Source organism: Amaricoccus sp. (genome assembly GCF_036846665.1).
Taxonomy (GTDB): Bacteria; Pseudomonadota; Alphaproteobacteria; order Rhodobacterales; family Rhodobacteraceae; genus Amaricoccus.
Genome location: NZ_DAIUBO010000059.1, coordinates 1 through 19,281 on the forward strand (window position 1 = coordinate 1; position 19,281 = coordinate 19,281).

Below are 19,281 nucleotides of genomic sequence, written 5' to 3' on the forward strand. Positions count from 1 at the left end.
CGGAGCGTCTGCCGCCGGGACTTCCGCGGCTGTGGTCTCCGCCGGCTCCGCGGCCGGCTCGGCCGGAGCGGCTTCGGTGGTGGTGGCCGGTGCCGGCTCCTCCGTGGCTGCGGGCTCCACGGGTGCGGGCTCTTCGGGCGGGCCGCCGAGAAACTTGCTGACGAGCCAGACGAGCAGGGCGAGCACGATCAGGCCGATGATCCAACGCGACATCCCACCCTTGCGCGGTGCCGGTGGAGGCGGCGCGGGCCGTGGCGGTGCGGGCTTCGGCGCCGCCGGCGCGCTCGCGGCGCTCTGGAGGAAATTCGCACCCACCAGGTCGGTGCCCTGCAGCATCTTGGCGAAATCCGCCGGGATCGCCTTCGCGATGTCGCCCTTCTCGCTTTCGAGGAGCTTCATCACCCCGGCGGCGTCGAGTCCCTGATCGTCGGCGGTCTTCTTCAGCCCGCCGAGCGCCATCGAGCCGATCGTCCCGAGCAGGGGCGCGGCCGCCTTCGCGTCGACGCCGCCGTAGCTCCCCAGCTTGGAGGCGAGCGTTCCGGCAGAATCGGCGCCGAGGATCGAGGAGAGCAGATCGCCACCGGCGCTGGATGCGGTCTTCACCTGCGACGCATCGCCGCCGAGCGCGGCGCCGAGCGCGTCGAGGGGATTGTCCCCCATCCTTGACAGGGCACCGCCGAGCGCATCGGTTCCTCCCGGCGCGGAGCCGCGCTTCATGATCGCCGCGAGCACCACCGGGATGCCGACGCTCACGATCTTGCGGACCACGCCCTCGGGCAGACCGAGCGCGCCCGCGAGCTTGCTCGCGATCATCGGCGTCGCGAAGCCGGTAATCATCTGGGTTAGGTTCATGTCTCCCCCTCGTGCCTGACCATCCGGCTCGCCCGGACCGGCATCATGCCCCGTCCGGCGTCGGGTCGCCGGAGCGCTGCTTTCCATAGCACGTATGGAGGCATTTCTGAAGCGGCGGAGGCGGGAGAAGAGCGCCGGGCGCGCCGGCGGCAAGACCCGGCCGAGCCAGGCCGCGGCCACGGCCACGGCGGCGCCGGTCCTGCCGGCGCCGTCTTCCCGTCATCGGGTCAGGAGACTCGGCCGGCCTTTCGGCCGGGCTCACATCACCACGACCTTGGCGCCCTTGCCGACCCGGTCGTAGAGGTCGATCACGTCCTGGTTCAGCATCCGGAAACAGCCCGAGGAAGCCGCCCAGCCGATGCTCTTGGGGGTGTTCGTGCCGTGGATGCGGTAGCCGGAGTCGCGACCGCCGAAATAGATGTAGAGCGCGCGCGCTCCGAGCGGGTTGCTCACGCCGCCCGGCATGCCGCCGGCCCATTTCGCGAGCGAGGGATCGCGCTTGATCATCTCGGGCGGCGGCGTCCAGCCCGGCCAGCGCGCGGTGCGCGCGATATAGCCCGTTCCCGTCCATCCGAAGCCTTCGCGGCCGATGGCGATGCCGTAGCGGGTCGCCATGCCCTCTGGCTCCACGAGATAGAGGAACGGGCCCTTGGTATCGATGACGATGGTGCCCGGCGCTTCCGCGGTGGCATAGGCGACCCGATTGCGCAGCAGCGCCGGATGGAAGGCGGCGACGTCGATCGCCGGCAGCATCCTCTCCCCGTCCGCCCGGGCGGCATAGACCGCCGGATCCGCCGGCTGCGGCAGGTCGGATGCCTGCGGCGCCGCCACCGTGACGCCGTTCTCCACCGGCAGGCAGCCCGCCAGCAGGAAGCCGCCAAGCAGCAGTGAAAGCCCCGATCGCACGAAGATCGTCATGTCAAGCCCACCTGTTACACAAACTGACCGCAAAACCGTTCTCAGGCAAGATCCGGTGCTCGGCGGCCGTTCCCGGCCGATTCGCCCCGGTCCCGCCAGCGATAGCGCGCGGGCATTGCCGGAGGTTGAATCCGGGCGCAGGCCGTGCCGTCGTGCTTAGCGGAAGCTTTCCGGCGGGCGGAAACAGCGGCCATGGTTAACGGGCGCGCGTCGGGATCCCCCACGAAACCCGAGCCTTCCCTGAGGGCGCAGATCCCAGCTGACCGGCCTCCAGACGGGCCGCTGGGGCGTTCGCATAGGCCCCAGGTTGTTTCTGCCGTGGATCGTATCGTTCTGCGCGTATCCGGACACACCCGGCCCCGCAGCGGGGCGGATCGGGGGCATTGCCGTTAAGTTTGATTCGATTTGAAAGCATCTCGATGCCGGTTCATGTCTCACCCGTACAAGCGAGTGGAGTGAGTAGCATGTACCTAGTACCCAAGCGCCTCTTTGGCGCAGCCATCCTGCTTGCCGGACTCGCCCAGGGTGCGAGCGCGGCAAGCGTGAACATCTCGATCGACACCTTCGGGATGACGAACCTTTCCGGGGCGCAGGCGGCCTATGCCACCTACCTGACCGGCACCCGAGCCAATGTCGTCGAGGACTTCGAGAGCTTCACGCCCTGGGGTGGCCTCGTGGGCACCGACAATCCGGTCGAGACCAACGCCGGGACCTTCAAGGCGATCAGCGCGTCGAACGGCGGGCCGGGGGGCTCGTCGGTCAATGGCGGAAGCGGGCTCGAGATCCGGGCCGACAACGGTGTGGGCAACAGCCCCGACGGGACGCTCTGGGGCCGCCAGAACAGCACCGACGGCGGCGAGAACTGGCTCGACAGCAACGACCTGACCTCCATGGTCTGGACGATCGGCGCGAGCACCGGCTTCGGCCGCTTTGACAGCCTCGCCTTCATGCTCGGCGACGTCGGCGACATCAAGGGAACGCAGTTCAGCATCAAGGTCGAGGCGGCGGGCTATTCCACCACCCTGGCCTCCATCCCCCGGCAGCCCAACGGCAACATCAATTTCGTCAGGATCCTGTTCGACGATTTCGTGCATGGCGCCAAGGTGACGCTGACGAGCAATCTCAACGACGGCTTCGGCATCGACGACGTCACGGTGGCCCGGGTCGCGCCGGTTCCGCTGCCGGGTGCGGGGCTCCTCCTGATGGGCGGCCTTGCCGGCTTCGGTGTCTTCCGGCGCCGCCGCGCGCCGGTCTGACGCCGTCCGCTCGCCAATCCGAACGCAGCGACGGCCGGACCTCGTCCGGCCGTTTCCGTCATGGCGGGCTCCCGCCCTCGTCCCCGGCGGGACGCGGCGGCGATTCCGGGTCCCGCTGCCCCGTCGCCAGTGCCACATGCGCCGACAGGGCCTCGGCGAGCGTCGGCACCTCGCCGAGATCGGGCCAGCGGTCGGGCGACCACAGGCCGGAGCGGACCATGCATCTCGGGCAATGCGTATAGGCTTCCTCGACATGGACGATCAGGATCAGGGCCGGCTCGCGACCGTTCCTCGCCATCTGCGCCTGCAATCGCGCGTCCTGCACGAGCTGCGCCGTGCCGCTCACCCTCAGCGTGTCGCCGTTGCCGGGGATCAGGAAGAGGAGCGCGATCTCCGGATGCGCCAGCAGGTTCCCGAAACTGTCCAGGCGGTTGTTGCCCGGCCGGTCGGGGATCGCCAGGGTATGCGCATCGAGCACCTGCACGAAGCCGGCCGGGTCGCCCTTGGGCGAGACGTCGAGCCGCCCGTCCGCGCCGCGCGTCGCGATCAGCACGAAGGGCGAGGCGGCGATGTAGCGGCGGCAGATCGGATCGATATGGTCGATCACCTTGACCGCCGCCCTTTCGTGCACCGGCGGGAAAAGCGCGCGCAGCCTCTCCGGGCTCTCGATCACCTCGTCGAACAGCGCCGCCGCATCCCGGCCTGCGCCCACGCTCCCCTCATGCGGCGGCGGCGGCATAGATCATGTCGATCATGCGCTGGTTGCCCCGCGAGAACTCGAGCGGGCAGGCGAAGGGCGCGCCGTCCAGCACCGAGGCGTTGAAGGCATCGGCCTGCGCCCGGTACTGGTCGGCGCGCGGGAAGCGCTCGAGGATGGTCGTCGCGTCGCTCGCGCGGATCTCGATGACCTCGTCGCCATAGGCGCCGGCGTTGAAGGCCGCATGGACCGAGAGCCAGCCGCCGTCGCCGTGGAAGGTCATCAGCTGCCGCGGCGCCATGCGCATGGAGACGTAGAAATCGAGATGGAACTCCGGGAACGCCGCCTGCACCCGCGCCGTGGCGTCGATCCCCATGTCCCAGTCGATCGCCGCCGCGATCCGCTCCGGCTCGGCGCCGGTGACGTAGCGGGTGACGACGCTGGGATAGACGCCGATGTCGCGCAGCGCGCCGCCGCCGAGATCCGCCTGGTTGCGGATATTGCCCGGATCCTCGTTGAAGAAGCTGAAGGCGCCCTGGACATGGCGCAGCCGGCCGACCGCACCCTCCCGCAGCAGCTCGCGCACCCGGAGCCATTGCGGGTGATGCGTGACCATGAAGGCCTCCGCCGCCACGAGCCCGGTGCGGTCGCGCGCGGCGATCAGATCGTCGATCTCGCCTGCCGCGAGCGCGATCGGCTTCTCGCAGAGCACGTGCTTGCCCGCCTCGAGGCATTTCAGCGTCCATGCCACGTGGTCGCCGTTGGGCAGGGGGATGTAGATGGCATCGACCCCGGGATCGGCCAGCAGCGCCTCGTATCCCTCCACCGCCCGGGCACCATAGGGCGCCGCCATCGCCGCGGCCTTGGCCCGGTCCCGGCTGCCGACCGCCGCCACCACCCCGCGGGCACTGGCATGGATCGCCGGGGCCACCCATTCCCGCGCGATCTTCGCGGCTCCCAGGATGCCCCAGCGCACCGGACCCTTCTCCATGCGTCCCTCCGCCGCTTGCTCCTTGCCCGCGAGCCTAGCCGCGCCGCGCCGCAGGGTCCAAGGAAAACGCGCGGGCGGGCTCAGGCCGCCGGCGGCGGCATCTGCGATCCGTCGGACAGCACGATCCGGTTCCGCCCGCCGGACTTGGCCGCATAGAGCGCGGCATCGGCCTCGGCCATGGAATCGCCCAGCGGAGCGGGCTTGTCGCCGGGGAGGACCGCCCGCAGGCCGCCGCTCACCGTGACCTCCAGCGGCGCACCGCCGGGAAGCGGCACCGGCGTGCGGCAGACCGCCTCGCGGAGCCGCTCGGCGATGGTCAGGGCCTCTTCGGGGGTGACCTCGGCGAAGACCGCGAGAAACTCCTCGCCGCCGATGCGCCCCAGAAGGTCGCCGCCGCGGCAGCTTCCCGCCATGCGGCTGGCCACCTCCTTGAGCACCCGGTCGCCCACCCCGTGGCCATAGGTGTCGTTGATCCCCTTGAAGCGATCGACGTCGACCACCAGCAGCGCCGCCCCCTTCGCCCCGGCGACCGCGCGCTCCAGGAGCCGGCCTGTGCGGTCGAGCATCGCCGCCCGCGCGAGCACGCCGGTGAGCGGATCGAAGCAGGCCCGGCGCTCGAGATCGCTGCAGGCGGCGGCCAGGGCCTCGCTCAGCCGCGAGATCTGCGCCGCGGACCGCCGGAGCTCGATCTCGTCCATCACGATCGCCGCCAGCGTCTCGAGATAGCGCCGCTGGCGCAGATCGGCGCTGCGCGGCCGGGTGTCCATGCAGCAGAGCGTGCCCAGCACATAGCCCTCGTGGGTCTTCAGCGGCACGCCGATGTAGAATTCCAGCCCGAAGGGGCCCGTGACCAGCGGATGCTCCTGGGTGCGCGGATCGGCGCTGGCCTGCTCGACCATGTAGACGCCGTCCTCCTCGATCGCCGCGCCGCAGAGCGTCGGGCCGCGCGCGATCTCGCGCAGCCCCGCGGGACCGTGCACCGATTTGTACCAGATCCGGTTGGCGTCGACGAGGCTGACCATGGCGACCGGCGCCTCGAGCATCTCGGCCGCGAGCGCGGTGATGCGGTCGAAGGCCCCCTCGGGCGGCGTGTCGAGGATCGCGTAGCGCCTGAGCGCGTTCAGCCGTTCGAACTCGCCATCCGTGTCGAGACTCATCCCAGCTCCCCCGAAGCTCTCCCAAGCACCGGATTCTGGGCCGCGTTCCTTAACGCTTTCCCAAGATCCCGGTGCGCGGGATCGCCACGGCACGGAAAAGCCCGGGCAATTCGCGCAAAACTGTCGCCGAGCCCGGCGCGGCAGCGCCACCAAGCGCGCCCACGGCACCGAGCATCGCTTCCGGAACGCGCGCTGCGCGCCCCCCGCGCGCCTTCCTTGCACGCTCGGCGGCTTCGAGAGGGGCTACGGGATGGAATGCCTGCCCGGGCGCCGCGGCGGCGAGGCCCCGAGGCGCCCGAATACCTCAGTCGACGGCGAAGCAGTAGAGCAGCCCGTCGCCACCGGTCCCGCGCAGTGCCGGGAGGCTGCACCCACCGCGCGAGGCATGGGAGGAATTCCACGACATCGCCGCCGCGGACTCGTCGAGCCCCATGCGATCGTGGTGGCCGACGATCGCGGCCCCCTCCTCGCCGCCGAGCGTCCAGTCGCCGCAGGTCTCCGCCGCCCGGGTGCCGTCCGGCATCGACCCGGTCAGGATGTCGTGCCGGTTGGGATCGTCGCCGCGCCCGTTGACCATCGCCCCGGTCTCGTCGAGCGCCGTCGCCTTGGTGATGTTGTTGCCCTCGCCGTGCAGCGCCTCGACGCTTTCGGCGATCACCACGCCTTCGGCATTGACCCAGGGCCCGCTGCCGATCCGGTCGCGCGCATCGACGCTGCTCGTGGAGAGATAGGCCGCCCAGGTCCTGCCGGTGACGCCGGCGGCTTCGGCGAGGCTGGCGCAATGCGCGTCCGCCCCCGCGAGGCCGCCGAAATTCGCGCCCTGGCCGGGGTTCTGGCTGGTGACGAAGAAGCTCATCGTCCCCTCCTGCGCCGCGGCCGCCCCGAGGCCGCCCGCAAGTACCACCGCCGCGATGCCCGCTGCCCTGTGCATGTCGTTCCTCCCTGATGTCCGCCGACCGGCCTTTCAAGGCTAGCGCCCCGCCGCGCTCCGCCCACACACGGTTCCGTGAAGACCCCCGCGCGCGCGCCCCGCCCCTCAGCGGGCCGCGGCCGCCACCGGCGGGGCATCCGGTTCCGGCTCCGCTCCGGTCTCGATCTCGCCGCGGGCGATGCGGCGGGCGATCTTGAAGATGCCGTCGAGGATCTCCACGATCTCGACCTCGCGGACATAGGCCATCAGCGCGCCATCGACGCGATCGGGAACGTGGCGGAAGCGCTCGCGGGCGATGTCCCGGGAGAGCCCCGTCACCTCCCGCTTCATCCCCCGCACCTCCGCCGCCAGCGCCGCATCCTCCTCCATCACCGCCCGGACCGCCTGCCGCAAAGCCTTCGCGACATCGGCGTGATAAGCGGTGATCCGCCGCGCCGCCTCGGGCCTGATCGGGGCATGCTCGTCGAGCCGCTTGCGTGTCGATGTGGTCAGATCCGTGGCGATGCGGTCGCCCACATGCTCCAGATCGTTCGACATGGCGACGAGCTGCATCAGGGTCTGCGCCTGGTCCTCCGAGAGGCGGTTGAGCGATACCCGGCCGAGATAGGCGATGATCGCCTGGTGCAGCCGGTCCACCGGCTTGTCCATGGCCTCGAGCGCGTGAAGCGCGCCGCGCGAGTTCCCCAGCACCGCCGGCAGCGCGCGGTCGAGCATGTCCGCGACATAAGTCCCCATCCGGCCGAGCTCGCGCCGGGCGTTCTCCATCGCCACCGCCGGCGTGGAGAGCAGCGCCGCGTCGAGATAGAGCGGCTTCAGCGGCTCGTCCGCGGCGATCGGACGGTCGGGCACCATCCATTCGACCAGCCGCGCGATCTGCGTCGTGAAGCCGATGAAGACGAGCGTATTGGCCACGTTGAAGATCGTATGGGCATTGGCCACCTGCCGCGGCACGTCGCCCGCAGGCGAGACATGGCGGACCAGCGCCGCCAGCTGCGGGATGAAGGCGACCCAGATCAGCACGCCCGCGACGTTGAAGAGCACATGCACCAGCGCCGCGCGAACGGCCTCGCGCGGCTTGCCGACCGCGGCGAGGCCCGCGGTCGCGCAGGTTCCGACATTGGCGCCGAGGGCCACGGCGATGGCGGTCTCGAGCGTCAGCATCCCCTGCCCGGCCAGCACGATGACGATGCCGGTGGTCGTCGCCGAGGAATGCACCAGCGCGGTGAAGATCATGCCCGTGAGGATGGCCGCCACAGGATTGGCGAGCGCGGCGATGAAGTCGATGAACGTCTCGTTCGTCCGCAGCGGCACCATCGCCGCGCTCATCAGCCCCATCCCGTAGAAGACGAAGCCGAGCCCGAGCAGCATCCGGCCATAGTCCCTCCAGGGCTCCCGCCGGGTCTGGAAGGCCAGGAGGAACCCCAGCGCGATCATCGGCAGCGCGAGGCGCGTGACGTTGAACGCCAGGATCTGCGCCGTCACCGTGCTGCCGATATTGGCGCCCATGATCACGCTGACGCTCTGGGCCATGGACATCAGCCCGGCCGAGATGAACCCCACGAGGATCACCGTCGTCACGGTGGAGGAATTCACCAGCCCGGTGACCGCGGCGCCCGCCAGCGCGCCGAGGAAGCGGTTGCGCGTGACCCGGCCGAGCAGGGTCTTGAGATGCTCGCCCGCGGCGCGCTTGACCGCGGCGGTCATCAGATCCATGCCGAAGAGGAAGAGCGCCAGCCCGCCGGCCAGCCCGGCCCAGAGGTCGAACTGGTCGAGCTCGGCCGTCATGCCGGGGCCGCGTCCCTTCGCTTGACCACCGTCACGGGCATCGGCGCCGTCTGCACCACCCGCTCGGCCACCGATCCGAGCAGGATATGCGGCAGACCGGTCCGGCCGCGGCTTCCGACCACCACCAGATCCGCGCCCAGCTCCCGCGCGACCTCGACGATGCGCCCGGGGGGCAGCCCGCGCACCAGCCGGGTCTCGAGCCCCGCCGGCGCCGGCAGGTCCTCCGCCCGGAAGGCCGCGAGGAACTCGGCCATCATGTCCTCGGCGACCGCGATCATCGGCTCCAGCCACGCCGATCCCACGCGGCGATAGAAGCCCGGGCTCGACGCCGGATCGTGCACGACATGGAGCAGCACCAGCCGCGCGTCGGTCAGGACCGCCTGGCGGCAGGCCCAGCCGAGTGCGGCTGCGGAATCGCCCGAGAAATCGACCGCGCAGAGGATGGTGTCGCGGGAGGCCGGGCCCGGCTCGCCGCTCATGGCAGCAACGCGCCGCGGATCATGAAGAAGAACATCGCGCTGGCCAGCGCGGTGGCCGGCACGGTGATCACCCAGGCCGCGGCGATGCGCAGGAGGAGCGAGCGCTTGACCAGCTCGATCCGGTGCAGCCGCCGCAGATCCTTGCGCTCGGCCTTGTGAAGGGTGCTGCCCGCCCTCGCCGCCTTGAGCTCCGCCAGCATCCTGCCCTTCTCGTCGACGCTGGCCGCGTCGAAGCGTTCCAGGAACGCCTCGACCGTGGCCTGGTCGGCATCGTGGTGGTGCGACCGGATCTCCTCGATCTTCCGTGCATAGCTGACCTTGAGGTATTCGCGCAGGAAACCCACGCCGAAGACCCCGCCCACCGCGATATGGGTCGAGCTGACCGGAAGGCCGAATTGCGAGGCGAGGATCACCGTGATCGCCGCGGCGATGGCGATGCAATAGGCGCGCGCCTTGTCGAGGTCGGTGATCTCCGAGCCGACGGTGCGGATCAGCTTCGGCCCGTAGAGCGCGAGGCCGAGCGCGATCCCCACCGCACCGACCAGCATGACCCAGAGCGGGATCGCGGCCCTCTCGGTGACGCCGCCGGACATCACCGCGTCATTGATCCCCGCGAGCGGCCCCACCGCATTGGCGACGTCGTTGGCGCCATGGGCGAAGCTCAGCAGCGCCGCCGCAAAGATCAGCGGCACGGTGAAGAGCTCGTTCACGCCCTCCTTGTCGTTGCTGAGATCCGGCGCCTTCTCGGCGACGTAGCGCCGCATCATCAGCCAGATCACGCCCGCCACGACCGCGCCCAGGAGGCTCGCGGAAACGAAGCTGAAGGCCAGGACATGCGAGAGGCCCTTGAGCGCGACATAGGTCGTGAAGGCCCATGCCATCACCGCGATCAGGAGCGGCACCATGGTGCGCGCCGCCCGCATCAGGTCGGGGCGATAGGTGATCGTGCGCTTGATGAGATAGAGGAACCCCGCAGCGATGAGCCCGCCCAGGACCGGCGAGATCACCCAGGAGGCCGCGATGCGCAGCACTTCCGCCCAATCGGCGATGCCCCAGCCGCCCGCGGCGATGCCCGCGCCCAGCACGCCGCCGACGATCGCATGGGTCGTGGACACCGGCGCGCCCATGGCGGTGGCGAGGTTGAGCCAGATCGCGGCCGCGAGCAGCGCCGCCGTCATCAGCCAGATGAAGGTGTCGGCATCGGCGATCAGGCCCGGGTCGATGATGCCGTTCTTGATGGTCCCCACGACCTCGCCGCCGGCGATCAGCGCGCCCGAGGCCTCGAAGATCGCGGCGATGGTGATGGCCCCGGCCAGGGTGATCGCTTGCGACCCCACCGCCGGGCCGACGTTGTTGGCCACGTCGTTGGCGCCGATGTTGAGCGCCATGTAGCCGCCGATCATCGCCGCGGCCACGAGCAGCGTGCCGTGCTGTCCGCCCGGGCTGTTCGCCATGGTGAAGAGCATGATCAGCACCACGAAGAGCAGCGCGCTGCCGAAGCGGAAGAGCTCGCCCCGGTTCACCAGGAGCGCGGCCTCCAGCTTCTTGACGTTGACCGGATCGCTCTCCATCCGCCCGCCCCTCCCGCGCACAGGCTTCCCCGCGCGCAACGGCGCCAGATGTGTGACGATTCTATGACATGACGGATTGGGGCCGGACTTGAGCGAGGTCAAGCCCGGATGCGGGAATCCCCGCATCCGGCGATGCCCCCCCGGCCGCAGCCCGGCGGCGCCGGTTCGGGCCGGTCAGTTGAGCTCCGGCACCATCCCGCGCTCCGCGGCGAGTTCGCGCATCTTCTTCTGCAGCTTCTCGAAGGCGCGGACCTCGATCTGGCGGATGCGCTCGCGGCTGACGTCGTATTCCTGGCTCAGATCCTCCAGCGTCACCGGCTCGTCCTTCAGCCGCCGCTCGGTCAGGATGTGCCGCTCGCGCTCGTTGAGCGCCTGCATCGCTTCGAGCAGGAGCGCGTGGCGGCTCTCGAGCTCGTCCCTTTCGGCCAGCGCCGTGGCCTGATCGGCCTCCTCGTCCTCCAGCCAGTCCAGCCATTCGGCGGATCCGTCGCCATCGCTGTTGACCTGGGCGTTGAGGCTCGCGTCCCCGCCGGACATGCGGCGGTTCATCGAGATCACCTCTTCCTCGGTCACGCTCAGGTCATGGGCGATCCTGGCCACGTTCTCGGGGCGCAGCTCGCCCTCCTCGATGGCGCCGATCTTGTTCTTGGCCTTGCGCAGGTTGAAGAAGAGCTTCTTCTGCGCCGCGGTCGTGCCCATCTTCACAAGGCTCCAGGACCGCAGGATGTATTCCTGGATGCTCGCCCGGATCCACCACATGGCATAGGTCGCGAGTCGGAACCCCTTCTCCGGGTCGAAGCGCTTGACCGCCTGCATCAGCCCGACATTGGCCTCCGAAATGACCTCGGCCGTGGGCAGCCCGTAGCCGCGGTAGCCCATGGCGATCTTGGCCGCCAGCCGCAGATGGCTCGTGACCAGCTGATGCGCGGCCTCGGTATCGCCGTGGTCCACCCAGGCCTTGGCCAGCATGTATTCCTGCTCCGGCTCCAGCATCGGGAACTTCCGGATCTCCTGCATGTAGCGCGACAGCCCCTGTTCCGGGGACGGCGCCGGCAGCTTGGCATAGTTCATCCCGCCTCCTCCTTCCGCGGTCGCTCGCCATGGCGAGGGCCCGCGTCACGTCACTTTCCATACAATATAACGCACACGTCGCGGATTTCCGTCGAAAACGCACCGGGCCGCGCCCGCGTCCCCAGGCCGCACCGCGACGAAGCGAAGGGTGATCGCCCCGCGACTGGCGGCCCATATTGCAGCGCAGCACGGGAATGTCCATCCCTCGGGCGCGCGTCCCCCGACCGCTGGACTTGGCGCCGGGATCCGCGCAGATTGGGCCGCGGCCCCGCCCCTTGCCGGGACCGGCCCCCGGCAGAGAAGGACGCGGCAGCGATGACAGCGAGATTCATCGACCGGATCGAGGCGGAGCTGGGCGAGATCGAGGCCGCCGGCCTCTACAAGCGCGAGCGCGTGATCTCCTCGCCGCAATCGGGCCGCATCGAGGCCGACCCCGGCGGGCAGGTGCTCAACTTCTGCGCCAATAACTACCTCGGCCTCGCCGACCACCCCGAGCTGGTCGAGACGGCCAAGGCCGCGCTCGAGCGATACGGCTACGGCATGGCCTCGGTGCGGTTCATCTGCGGCACCCAGGAGGAGCACAAGGCGCTCGAGGCGCGGCTCGCCGGCTTTCTCGGCATGGAGGACGCGATCCTCTACGGCTCCTGCTTCGACGCCAATACAGGCCTCTTCGAGACCCTGCTCGGCGAGCAGGACGCGATCATCTCCGACGCGCTGAACCATGCCTCGATCATCGACGGCGTGCGGCTCTGCAAGGCGCGGCGCCTGCGCTACGCCAACAACGACATGGGCGATCTCGAACGCTGCCTGAAGGAGGCCTCCGGCGCGCGGCACCGCCTGATCGCCACCGACGGCGTCTTCTCCATGGACGGGATCATCGCCGATCTGGCGGGGATCTGCGATCTCGCCCAGCGCCACGACGCGCTGGTGATGGTGGACGACAGCCATGCGGTCGGCTTTGTCGGGCCCGGCGGCCGCGGCACGCCGGAGCTCTGCGGCGTCGCGGATCGCGTCGACATCCTCACGGGCACGCTCGGCAAGGCGCTCGGCGGCGCCTCGGGCGGCTATACCGCCGCGCGCGGCCCGGTCGTCGACCTGCTGCGCCAGCGCTCGCGCCCCTATCTCTTCTCCAACACCCTCGCCCCGGTGATCGCCGCCACCTCGCTGAAGGTTCTCGAGATGATCGAGACCGGCGCGGAGATGCGCGCGCGCCTCACGGCGAATTCGGCCCGGTTCCGCGCCGAGATGACGGCGCTCGGCTTCGAGCTCGCCGGCGCCGGCCATCCGATCATCCCGGTCATGCTCGGCGACGCCCAGCGCGCCCAGGATTTCGCCGCGCGGATGCTCGACCGCGGCGTCTATGTCGTCGGCTTCTCCTTCCCCGTCGTCCCCCGGGGCAAGGCGCGCATCCGCACCCAGATGTCCGCCGCGCATTCCGACGACGATGTCGCCGCCGCCATCGCCGCCTTCGCCGCCACCGGGCGGGAGCTGGGAGTCATCGCATGAGCAACGAGATGAAGGCGCTGGTCAAATCCCGCCCCGAGCCCGGTCTCTGGATGGAGCGGGTGCCGGTGCCCGAGCCCGGACCCACGGACGTGCTGATCAAGGTCGCCAAATCCGCCATCTGCGGCACCGACGTGCATATCTGGAACTGGGACGCCTGGGCGGCGCGGACCGTGCCGGTGCCGATGGTGACGGGACACGAATTCTGCGGCACCATCGCCGAGACCGGCTCGGCGGTGCGGCGCTTCCATGTGGGCCAGCGCGTCTCGGGCGAGGGCCATATCGTCTGCGGCGCCTGCCGCAACTGTCGCGCCGGGCGCGGGCATCTCTGCCGCAACACCAGGGGCGTCGGCGTCGACCGGCCCGGATCCTTCGCCGAATTCGTCTGCATCCCCGAGGACAACGTCGTCCTGATCCCCGAGGACGTGCCCGACGAGATCGCCGCGATCTTCGACCCCTTCGGCAATGCGGTGCATACCGCGCTCAGCTTCGATCTCGTGGGCGAGGACGTGCTGGTCACCGGCGCCGGTCCCATCGGCATCATGGGCGCGCTCGTGGCCGCGCGCGCCGGGGCGCGCAAGGTCGTCATCACCGACGTCAACCCCTACCGGCTCGATCTCGCCCGGAGCCTCGGCATCGAGACCGTCGTCGACGCCGGCGCGGAGAACCTCGCCGACGTGATGGCGCGCATCGGCATGACCGAGGGCTTCGACATCGGCCTCGAGATGTCCGGCGCCGCGCCGGCCTTCCGCGACATGATCGACAAGATGAACAACGGCGGCAAGATCGCCATCCTCGGCATCGCCCCGGCCGGGTTCGAGATCGACTGGAACAAGGTCATCTTCAAGATGCTGACGCTCAAGGGCATCTACGGCCGCGAGATGTTCGAGACCTGGTACAAGATGATCGCCTTCGTGCAATCGGGGCTCGATCTCGCGCCCTTGATCACCCATCGCATCGGCATCGACGATTTCGCCGCCGGGTTCGAGGTCATGCGCTCTGGCAATTCCGGCAAGGTGGTGATGGACTGGACGGCGGCCTGAGCGGTCCCGCGCCGTCAGGACGAAATTTCCCGCAATTCCGCCAGCAGGCCAGCGAAATCCTCGGGCGGCGGCGCCTCGAAGCGCATCGCCTCGCCGCTCCGGGGATGCCGGAAGCCCAGCGTCGCCGCATGCAGCGCCTGGCGCGGGAAGGCCGCCAGCGGCCCCGGGCCGCCGCGCCGCCCATAGACGCCGTCCCCGACGAGCGGATGCCCCGCGAAGGTCAGATGCACCCGGATCTGATGGGTCCGCCCGGTTTCCAGCCAGCATTCGACGAGGGACGCGACCGGCGCGCCCCTTGGGCCGAAGCGTTCGAGGACCCGTGCCCGCGTGACCGCCGGCTTGCCGCCCGAGTTGAGCACCGCCATGCGCTTGCGGTCGCCGGGATGCCGGCCGATGCGGCCCTCGATGCGCAGAACGCCGCCCGGCTCCCAGGACACGCCGGCCAGCCCCGCGAGCCGCGGATCGGCCGGGTCCGGCGCCCCGCGCACCACCGCGAGATAGCGCCGCTCCAGGCGATGCGCCGCGAATTGCGCCGCCAGCGCCTGATGCGCCGCATCGTTCTTGGCGGCCACGAGAAGCCCCGAGGTATCCTTGTCGATCCGGTGCACGATGCCCGGCCGGAGCGCGCCGCCGACGCCCGAGAGGCTCGCCCCGCAATGATGCAGCAGCGCATTGACCAGCGTGCCCTCCCGCGCGCCCGGCGCGGGATGCACCACCAGCCCGACCGGCTTGTCGATGACGATCAGATCCGCATCCTCGTGGACGACCACGAGCGGGATCGGCTCGGCGGCGGCCGTCGCCGGCAGCGCCGGCGGCAGCGTCAGCACCAGCTCCGCGCCCTGCTCCATGCGCAGCCGCGGGTCGGTCACCACCGCGCCATCGGCCCGCGCCACCGCCCCCTGCTCGATCAGCCCCTGCAGCCGCGACCGGCTCAGGCCCAGCCCCTCTGGCACCGCGGCCGCCAGCGCCTTATCAAGGCGCTGGCCGGTCGCGGACCCCAGCGTGACCCGAATCGGAAGACGAGGCGGATTCATGGGCGAGAGCCATCCGATTGCCACGGGCGACGAAATTCCGGAGCCGCGCCGCCTGCGCCAGCTGCGACGGCTGGTGACGGCGCTCACCGCGACCCTGATCCTCGGGGTGATAACGATCGTCGCTCTGCTTGTCATCCGCCTGGCGCCGCTCGCCCGGGCGCCGGACCTGCCCGAGGCGATCCGCCTGCCCCCCGGCGAGAGCGCCCGCGCGGTGACCCTCGGCAGCGACTGGATCGCGGTGGTCACCGTGGACGGCGAGGGGCGCGAACGCATCCGCCTGCTCGACCGCACCACCGGCGCCGACCGCGCGAGCCTTCTCATCGACAACTGAGCCTCGCGGCAAAGCCCGCCCCGGCCGTGGCGATGCGGGCCGCCGGGACCGGGCATCTCCCCGCATCGCCGGCCCTTGCCAATTCACCCTGCCATCCCGATATTCCCGCTCATGTCGCTCCCCCCAGGCTTCGTCGACGAACTTCGCGGCCGCGTCTCGCTCGCGCAGGTGGTCGGCCGCAAGGTGACCTGGGACAACCGCAAGTCGAATGCGGCCCGCGGCGACTGGTGGGCGCCCTGCCCGTTCCACAACGAGAAGACCGCATCCTTCCACGTCGATGACGCCAAGGGCTATTATTACTGCTTCGGCTGCCACGCCAAGGGCGACGCCTTCGGCTTCGTGCAGAAGACCGAGAACATCGGCTTCATGGAGGCGGTGGAACTGCTCGCCCGCGAGGCGGGAATGACGATGCCGGCGCGCGATCCCGCCGCCGCCGCGAAGGCCGCCGCCAACCAGGGCCTCGCCGAGGCGGTCGAGGCGGCGGTGCAATTCTACCGCCTGCAGCTCAACACCGCCCGCGCCGCCGAGGCCCGCGCCTATCTCGACCGCCGCGGCCTCGCCCCCGCGACCCGCGAGCGGTTCGAGATCGGCTATGCGCCCGAGGGACGCACCGCCCTGCTCGACCATCTCAAGGCCAAGGGCTTCGCGCCGGCGCTTCTCGCCGAAGCGGGGCTCGTCGGCCTGCCCGAGGCGGGCGGCTCGGCCTACGACCGCTTCCGCGGCCGCATCACCTTCCCGATCCGCGACGCGCGCGGCCGCGCCATCGGCTTCGGCGCCCGTGCCCTGACGAGCGACCAGCAGCCGAAATACCTGAACTCCCCCGAGACGCCGCTCTTCGACAAGGGCCGCACCCTCTACAACATCGCGCCCGCCCGCGCCGCCGCCGGAAAGTCCGGCGAGCTGCTGGTCTGCGAGGGCTACATGGACGTGATCGCGCTCGCCCAGGCCGGCATCGAGCATGCCGTCGCCCCGCTCGGCACCGCGATCACCGAGACGCAGCTGCAACTGCTCTGGCGGCTGGCGCCCGAGCCGGTGGTCGCGCTCGACGGCGATGCCGCCGGCCGCAAGGCGGCGCAGCGCCTGATCGACCTCGCGCTGCCGCTGCTCACGCCGGGCCATGCGCTGCGCTTCGCGGTCATGCCGGCGGACCAGGATCCCGACGACGTCCTGCGCGCCGGCGGGGCCGCGGCGATGCAGGCGCTCGTCGCGGCTTCGCTGCCGATGGTCGAGCTGATCTGGAGCCGCGAGACCGAGGGCGCGGTGCTCGACAGCCCCGAGCGGCGCGCCGCCCTCGACGGCAGGCTCAAGGCGCATCTGGCGCGCATCGCCGATCCCGGCCTGCGCGCCCATTACCAGGCCGAGATCCGCAGCCGCCGCGCCGCGCTCTTCGCGCCGCCGCCGCGCCCGACCCGTTCCGACCGGACCGGCACCAGGCCCGGATCCCGGCCGGCGACGATCGCCACCGCCGCACCGGCCACCCGCGCCTCGCTGCTCGGGCGGCCGACCCCCGGCGTCGAGGCCGAGGCGCGCATCCGCGAATGCGCGATCCTCGCGGGCTGCCTGAACAACCCCGGCCTCGCCGCGGCCTTCGAGGAGCGGCTGGACCGCATGCCCTTCTCCTGCGCCGATCTCGCGGAGATCCGCGATGCCCTCCTGTCCGCGGTCACCGGGGCGCCGGAAGGCACCCGGCTGCGGGACGCCGTGGCGGAGCGGATCGGCCGCGACCCGATGCCGGACCTGCTCGCCCCCGGCCAGGTGCGCGCCAACCGCCATCTCGGCCCCGGCGCGGACCCCGAGCTCGCCGCCCGCGCCATCGAGGAGGAACTGACCCGGCACGCCGCCGTCGCCGGCTGGCGCGCCGAGCTGATCGACGCCGCCCGCGAGCTCAACGCCGAGACCGCCGAGAGCGTCGGCTGGCGCCTGAGGGACGCCGCCGAAGCCGCGCATAAGGCCGCCAGCCGGCCGATCTCGGAAAGCGCCGAGGTCGATGCCGAGGCCGAGGAGATGCTCTCCGCCGGGCTCCAGGACCTGCTCGACCGCCAGATCTGGAAGAAACCGCGCAAGACCTGACCGCGAATCGAATCAGACTCTCGTTGCGAATCAGTGATTCGTGCTAGAAAACCCAGGATCGCCGCAACGCCCCCGGGCGACGATCCGCCCCGTAGCCCCGACGGAGACTTCATGGCCGCCAAGGACACCGACAACAAGAAACCCGAGGATTCCCAGGACGGCGCCGGCCCGATGCTCGACATGAGCCAGGCCGCGGTCAAGAAGATGATCGCGACCGCCCGCGCCCGTGGCTACATCACCTACGAGGAACTCAACCAGGTCCTGCCCCCCGAACAGGTCACCTCCGAGCAGATCGAGGACGTCATGGCGATGCTCTCGGAGATGGGCATCAACGTCATCGAGGGCGACGACGTCGACGACGAGGACCGCCGCCCGCCCGAGGCGGAAGCCGCCGAAGAGGAGAGCGGCTCGCGCGAGGTCGCGCTCACCTCCACCTCCAACGAGAACCTCGACCGCACCGACGACCCGGTGCGTATGTACCTGCGCGAGATGGGCTCGGTGGAGCTGCTCTCGCGCGAGGGCGAGATCGCCATCGCCAAGCGCATCGAGGCGGGGCGCAACACCATGATCGCGGGGCTCTGCGAGAGCCCGCTGACCTTCCAGGCCATCACCGTCTGGCGCGACGAGCTGCTCGAAGAGAAGATCATGCTGCGCGACGTGATCGACCTCGAGACCACCTTCTCCGGACAGATGGAGACCGACGAGGTCGACAGCGTGCTCTCCGCCGTCGCGCCGGCGCCCGCGGCTGATGCGGCCGCGCCCCGGACCGAAGCCGCCGCCGCACCGGCAAAGGAGGGCGCGTCCGACGAGGAAGAGGACGAGGACGGCGAACCCCGCGCCGCGGCCGAGCCCGAGGAGGAGGACGACGACGACCAGGGCAATCTCTCGCTCGCCGCGATGGAGGCCGCCCTCAAGCCGCAGGTGCTCGAGACCCTCGACCGCATCGCCTCCGACTACACGCGCCTCGCCGAGATGCAGGACGACCGCATCTCCGCCACGCTCAACACCGGCGAGAGCTTCACCACCACCCAGGAGCGCGAGTACCAGCGCCTGCGCGGCGAGATCGTCGAGCTGGTGAACTCGATGCACCTGCACAACAACCGCATCGAGCAGCTCGTCGACCAGCTCTACGGCATCAACCGCCGCATCATGACGCTCGACGGCGCCATGGTGAAGCTCGCCGACCAGGCGCGCATCAACCGCGCCGAGTTCATCGCCGAATACCGCGGCTGCGAGCTCGAGCCCGGCTGGCTCGACCGGGTTGCCACCATCCGCTCGCGCGGCTGGTCGGACCTGACCACCCGCCTGCGCGACAAGGCCGAGGAGCTGCGCTACGAGATCGCCGAGGTCGGCCAGTATGTCGGCGTCGACATCTCCGAGTTCCGCCGCATCGTGAACCAGGTGCAGAAGGGCGAGAAGGAGGCCCGGATCGCCAAGAAGGAAATGGTCGAGGCGAACCTCCGGCTGGTGATCTCCATCGCCAAGAAGTACACCAACCGCGGATTGCAGTTCCTTGATCTCATTCAGGAAGGCAACATCGGCCTGATGAAGGCGGTCGACAAGTTCGAATACCGCCGCGGCTACAAGTTCTC

17 protein-coding genes are annotated in these 19,281 nt (G+C 70.4%); 6 read left to right on the forward strand and 11 right to left on the reverse strand.

Annotated features, from left to right (window positions below; all coding sequences use genetic code 11):
• Both V7050_RS07795 and V7050_RS07800 read right to left on the reverse strand, forming a co-directional pair.
• On the reverse strand, positions 1–852 hold an 852-nt coding region (locus tag V7050_RS07795; RefSeq protein WP_324410438.1), incomplete at its 3' end, for a DUF937 domain-containing protein.
• Positions 853–1,110: 258 nt separating this feature from the next.
• Positions 1,111–1,770 carry a L,D-transpeptidase gene (locus V7050_RS07800; protein WP_324365910.1) on the reverse strand — a complete coding sequence of 220 codons (660 nt, stop codon included), beginning with the start codon at positions 1,768–1,770 and terminating at the stop codon, positions 1,111–1,113.
• A 464-nt stretch (positions 1,771–2,234) separates the two neighbouring features.
• Here V7050_RS07800 and V7050_RS07805 point away from each other — a divergent pair, with 464 nt between their 5' ends.
• A complete protein-coding gene (locus tag V7050_RS07805; protein WP_324365908.1) occupies positions 2,235–3,026 on the forward strand; it encodes a VPLPA-CTERM sorting domain-containing protein in 792 nt (263 codons plus the stop codon).
• A gap of 58 nt (positions 3,027–3,084) precedes the next feature.
• Here the strand turns inward: V7050_RS07805 and V7050_RS07810 are convergent, their stop codons facing one another.
• The 8 genes from V7050_RS07810 to rpoH form a co-directional block, all read right to left on the reverse strand.
• Entirely contained in the window at positions 3,085–3,738 is a 654-nt protein-coding gene (locus tag V7050_RS07810; RefSeq protein WP_324365906.1) for an MSMEG_1061 family FMN-dependent PPOX-type flavoprotein, read from the reverse strand.
• 7 nt (positions 3,739–3,745) lie between these two features.
• The gene (locus tag V7050_RS07815) at positions 3,746–4,714 is read right to left on the reverse strand and encodes a Gfo/Idh/MocA family protein (RefSeq protein WP_324365904.1); all 969 of its coding nucleotides are present in this window, start codon (positions 4,712–4,714) and stop codon (positions 3,746–3,748) included.
• Positions 4,715–4,794: 80 nt separating this feature from the next.
• Positions 4,795–5,871, reverse strand: a complete 1,077-nt coding sequence (locus V7050_RS07820) for a sensor domain-containing diguanylate cyclase (RefSeq protein ID WP_324365903.1) — start codon at positions 5,869–5,871, stop codon at positions 4,795–4,797.
• 304 nt (positions 5,872–6,175) lie between these two features.
• Positions 6,176–6,802, reverse strand: a complete 627-nt coding sequence (locus tag V7050_RS07825; protein ID WP_324365901.1) for a hypothetical protein — start codon at positions 6,800–6,802, stop codon at positions 6,176–6,178.
• A gap of 105 nt (positions 6,803–6,907) precedes the next feature.
• Positions 6,908–8,587: a Na/Pi cotransporter family protein gene (locus tag V7050_RS07830; RefSeq protein WP_324374676.1), complete on the reverse strand. Its 1,680-nt coding sequence runs from the start codon at positions 8,585–8,587 to the stop codon at positions 6,908–6,910.
• Positions 8,584–9,066, reverse strand: coding sequence for a universal stress protein (locus V7050_RS07835; RefSeq protein ID WP_324365898.1), 483 nt, complete (start codon positions 9,064–9,066; stop codon positions 8,584–8,586). The genes V7050_RS07830 and V7050_RS07835 overlap by 4 nt, the downstream gene beginning before the upstream one ends.
• Positions 9,063–10,637, reverse strand: a complete 1,575-nt coding sequence (locus V7050_RS07840) for an inorganic phosphate transporter (protein ID WP_324365896.1) — start codon at positions 10,635–10,637, stop codon at positions 9,063–9,065. Before V7050_RS07840 ends, V7050_RS07835 begins: the two co-directional genes overlap by 4 nt.
• 174 nt (positions 10,638–10,811) lie before the next feature.
• Complete coding sequence (gene rpoH, locus V7050_RS07845) at positions 10,812–11,708, reverse strand: RNA polymerase sigma factor RpoH (protein WP_324365894.1); 897 nt, start codon at positions 11,706–11,708, stop codon at positions 10,812–10,814.
• Positions 11,709–12,023: 315 nt separating this feature from the next.
• Here rpoH and V7050_RS07850 point away from each other — a divergent pair, with 315 nt between their 5' ends.
• Together V7050_RS07850 and tdh are read left to right on the forward strand one after the other, a co-directional pair.
• Complete coding sequence (locus V7050_RS07850; RefSeq protein ID WP_324365892.1) at positions 12,024–13,214, forward strand: glycine C-acetyltransferase; 1,191 nt, start codon at positions 12,024–12,026, stop codon at positions 13,212–13,214.
• Positions 13,211–14,254, forward strand: coding sequence for an L-threonine 3-dehydrogenase (gene tdh, locus V7050_RS07855; RefSeq protein ID WP_324365890.1), 1,044 nt, complete (start codon positions 13,211–13,213; stop codon positions 14,252–14,254). Before V7050_RS07850 ends, tdh begins: the two co-directional genes overlap by 4 nt.
• 14 nt (positions 14,255–14,268) lie before the next feature.
• Here tdh and V7050_RS07860 read toward each other — a convergent pair whose 3' ends face one another.
• Positions 14,269–15,288, reverse strand: coding sequence for an RluA family pseudouridine synthase (locus V7050_RS07860; RefSeq protein ID WP_324365889.1), 1,020 nt, complete (start codon positions 15,286–15,288; stop codon positions 14,269–14,271).
• Here V7050_RS07860 and V7050_RS07865 point away from each other — a divergent pair.
• From V7050_RS07865 to V7050_RS07875, 3 genes are all read left to right on the forward strand, one after another.
• Positions 15,287–15,619, forward strand: coding sequence for a DUF6476 family protein (locus V7050_RS07865; RefSeq protein ID WP_324365887.1), 333 nt, complete (start codon positions 15,287–15,289; stop codon positions 15,617–15,619). The genes V7050_RS07860 and V7050_RS07865 overlap by 2 nt on opposite strands.
• Positions 15,620–15,730: 111 nt before the next feature.
• A complete protein-coding gene (dnaG, locus tag V7050_RS07870; RefSeq protein ID WP_324365885.1) occupies positions 15,731–17,689 on the forward strand; it encodes a DNA primase in 1,959 nt (652 codons plus the stop codon).
• 111 nt (positions 17,690–17,800) lie between these two features.
• On the forward strand, positions 17,801–19,281 hold a 1,481-nt coding region (locus V7050_RS07875), incomplete at its 3' end, for a sigma-70 family RNA polymerase sigma factor (protein WP_324410440.1).

Bases quoted from the DNA above. Each gene is read 5' to 3' on its own strand.
- V7050_RS07865 (WP_324365887.1), top strand. From the start codon at position 15,287: ATGGGCGAGAGCCATCCGATTGCCACGGGCGACGAAATTCCGGAGCCG.
- V7050_RS07825 (WP_324365901.1), bottom strand. From the start codon at position 6,802: ATGCACAGGGCAGCGGGCATCGCGGCGGTGGTACTTGCGGGCGGCCTC.
- V7050_RS07815 (WP_324365904.1), bottom strand. From the start codon at position 4,714: ATGGAGAAGGGTCCGGTGCGCTGGGGCATCCTGGGAGCCGCGAAGATC.
- V7050_RS07830 (WP_324374676.1), bottom strand. From the start codon at position 8,587: ATGACGGCCGAGCTCGACCAGTTCGACCTCTGGGCCGGGCTGGCCGGC.
- V7050_RS07860 (WP_324365889.1), bottom strand. From the start codon at position 15,288: ATGAATCCGCCTCGTCTTCCGATTCGGGTCACGCTGGGGTCCGCGACC.
- tdh (WP_324365890.1), top strand. From the start codon at position 13,211: ATGAGCAACGAGATGAAGGCGCTGGTCAAATCCCGCCCCGAGCCCGGT.
- V7050_RS07820 (WP_324365903.1), bottom strand. From the start codon at position 5,871: ATGAGTCTCGACACGGATGGCGAGTTCGAACGGCTGAACGCGCTCAGG.
- V7050_RS07800 (WP_324365910.1), bottom strand. From the start codon at position 1,770: ATGACGATCTTCGTGCGATCGGGGCTTTCACTGCTGCTTGGCGGCTTC.
- V7050_RS07850 (WP_324365892.1), top strand. From the start codon at position 12,024: ATGACAGCGAGATTCATCGACCGGATCGAGGCGGAGCTGGGCGAGATC.
- V7050_RS07835 (WP_324365898.1), bottom strand. From the start codon at position 9,066: ATGAGCGGCGAGCCGGGCCCGGCCTCCCGCGACACCATCCTCTGCGCG.
- V7050_RS07805 (WP_324365908.1), top strand. From the start codon at position 2,235: ATGTACCTAGTACCCAAGCGCCTCTTTGGCGCAGCCATCCTGCTTGCC.
- dnaG (WP_324365885.1), top strand. From the start codon at position 15,731: ATGTCGCTCCCCCCAGGCTTCGTCGACGAACTTCGCGGCCGCGTCTCG.
- rpoH (WP_324365894.1), bottom strand. From the start codon at position 11,708: ATGAACTATGCCAAGCTGCCGGCGCCGTCCCCGGAACAGGGGCTGTCG.
- V7050_RS07840 (WP_324365896.1), bottom strand. From the start codon at position 10,637: ATGGAGAGCGATCCGGTCAACGTCAAGAAGCTGGAGGCCGCGCTCCTG.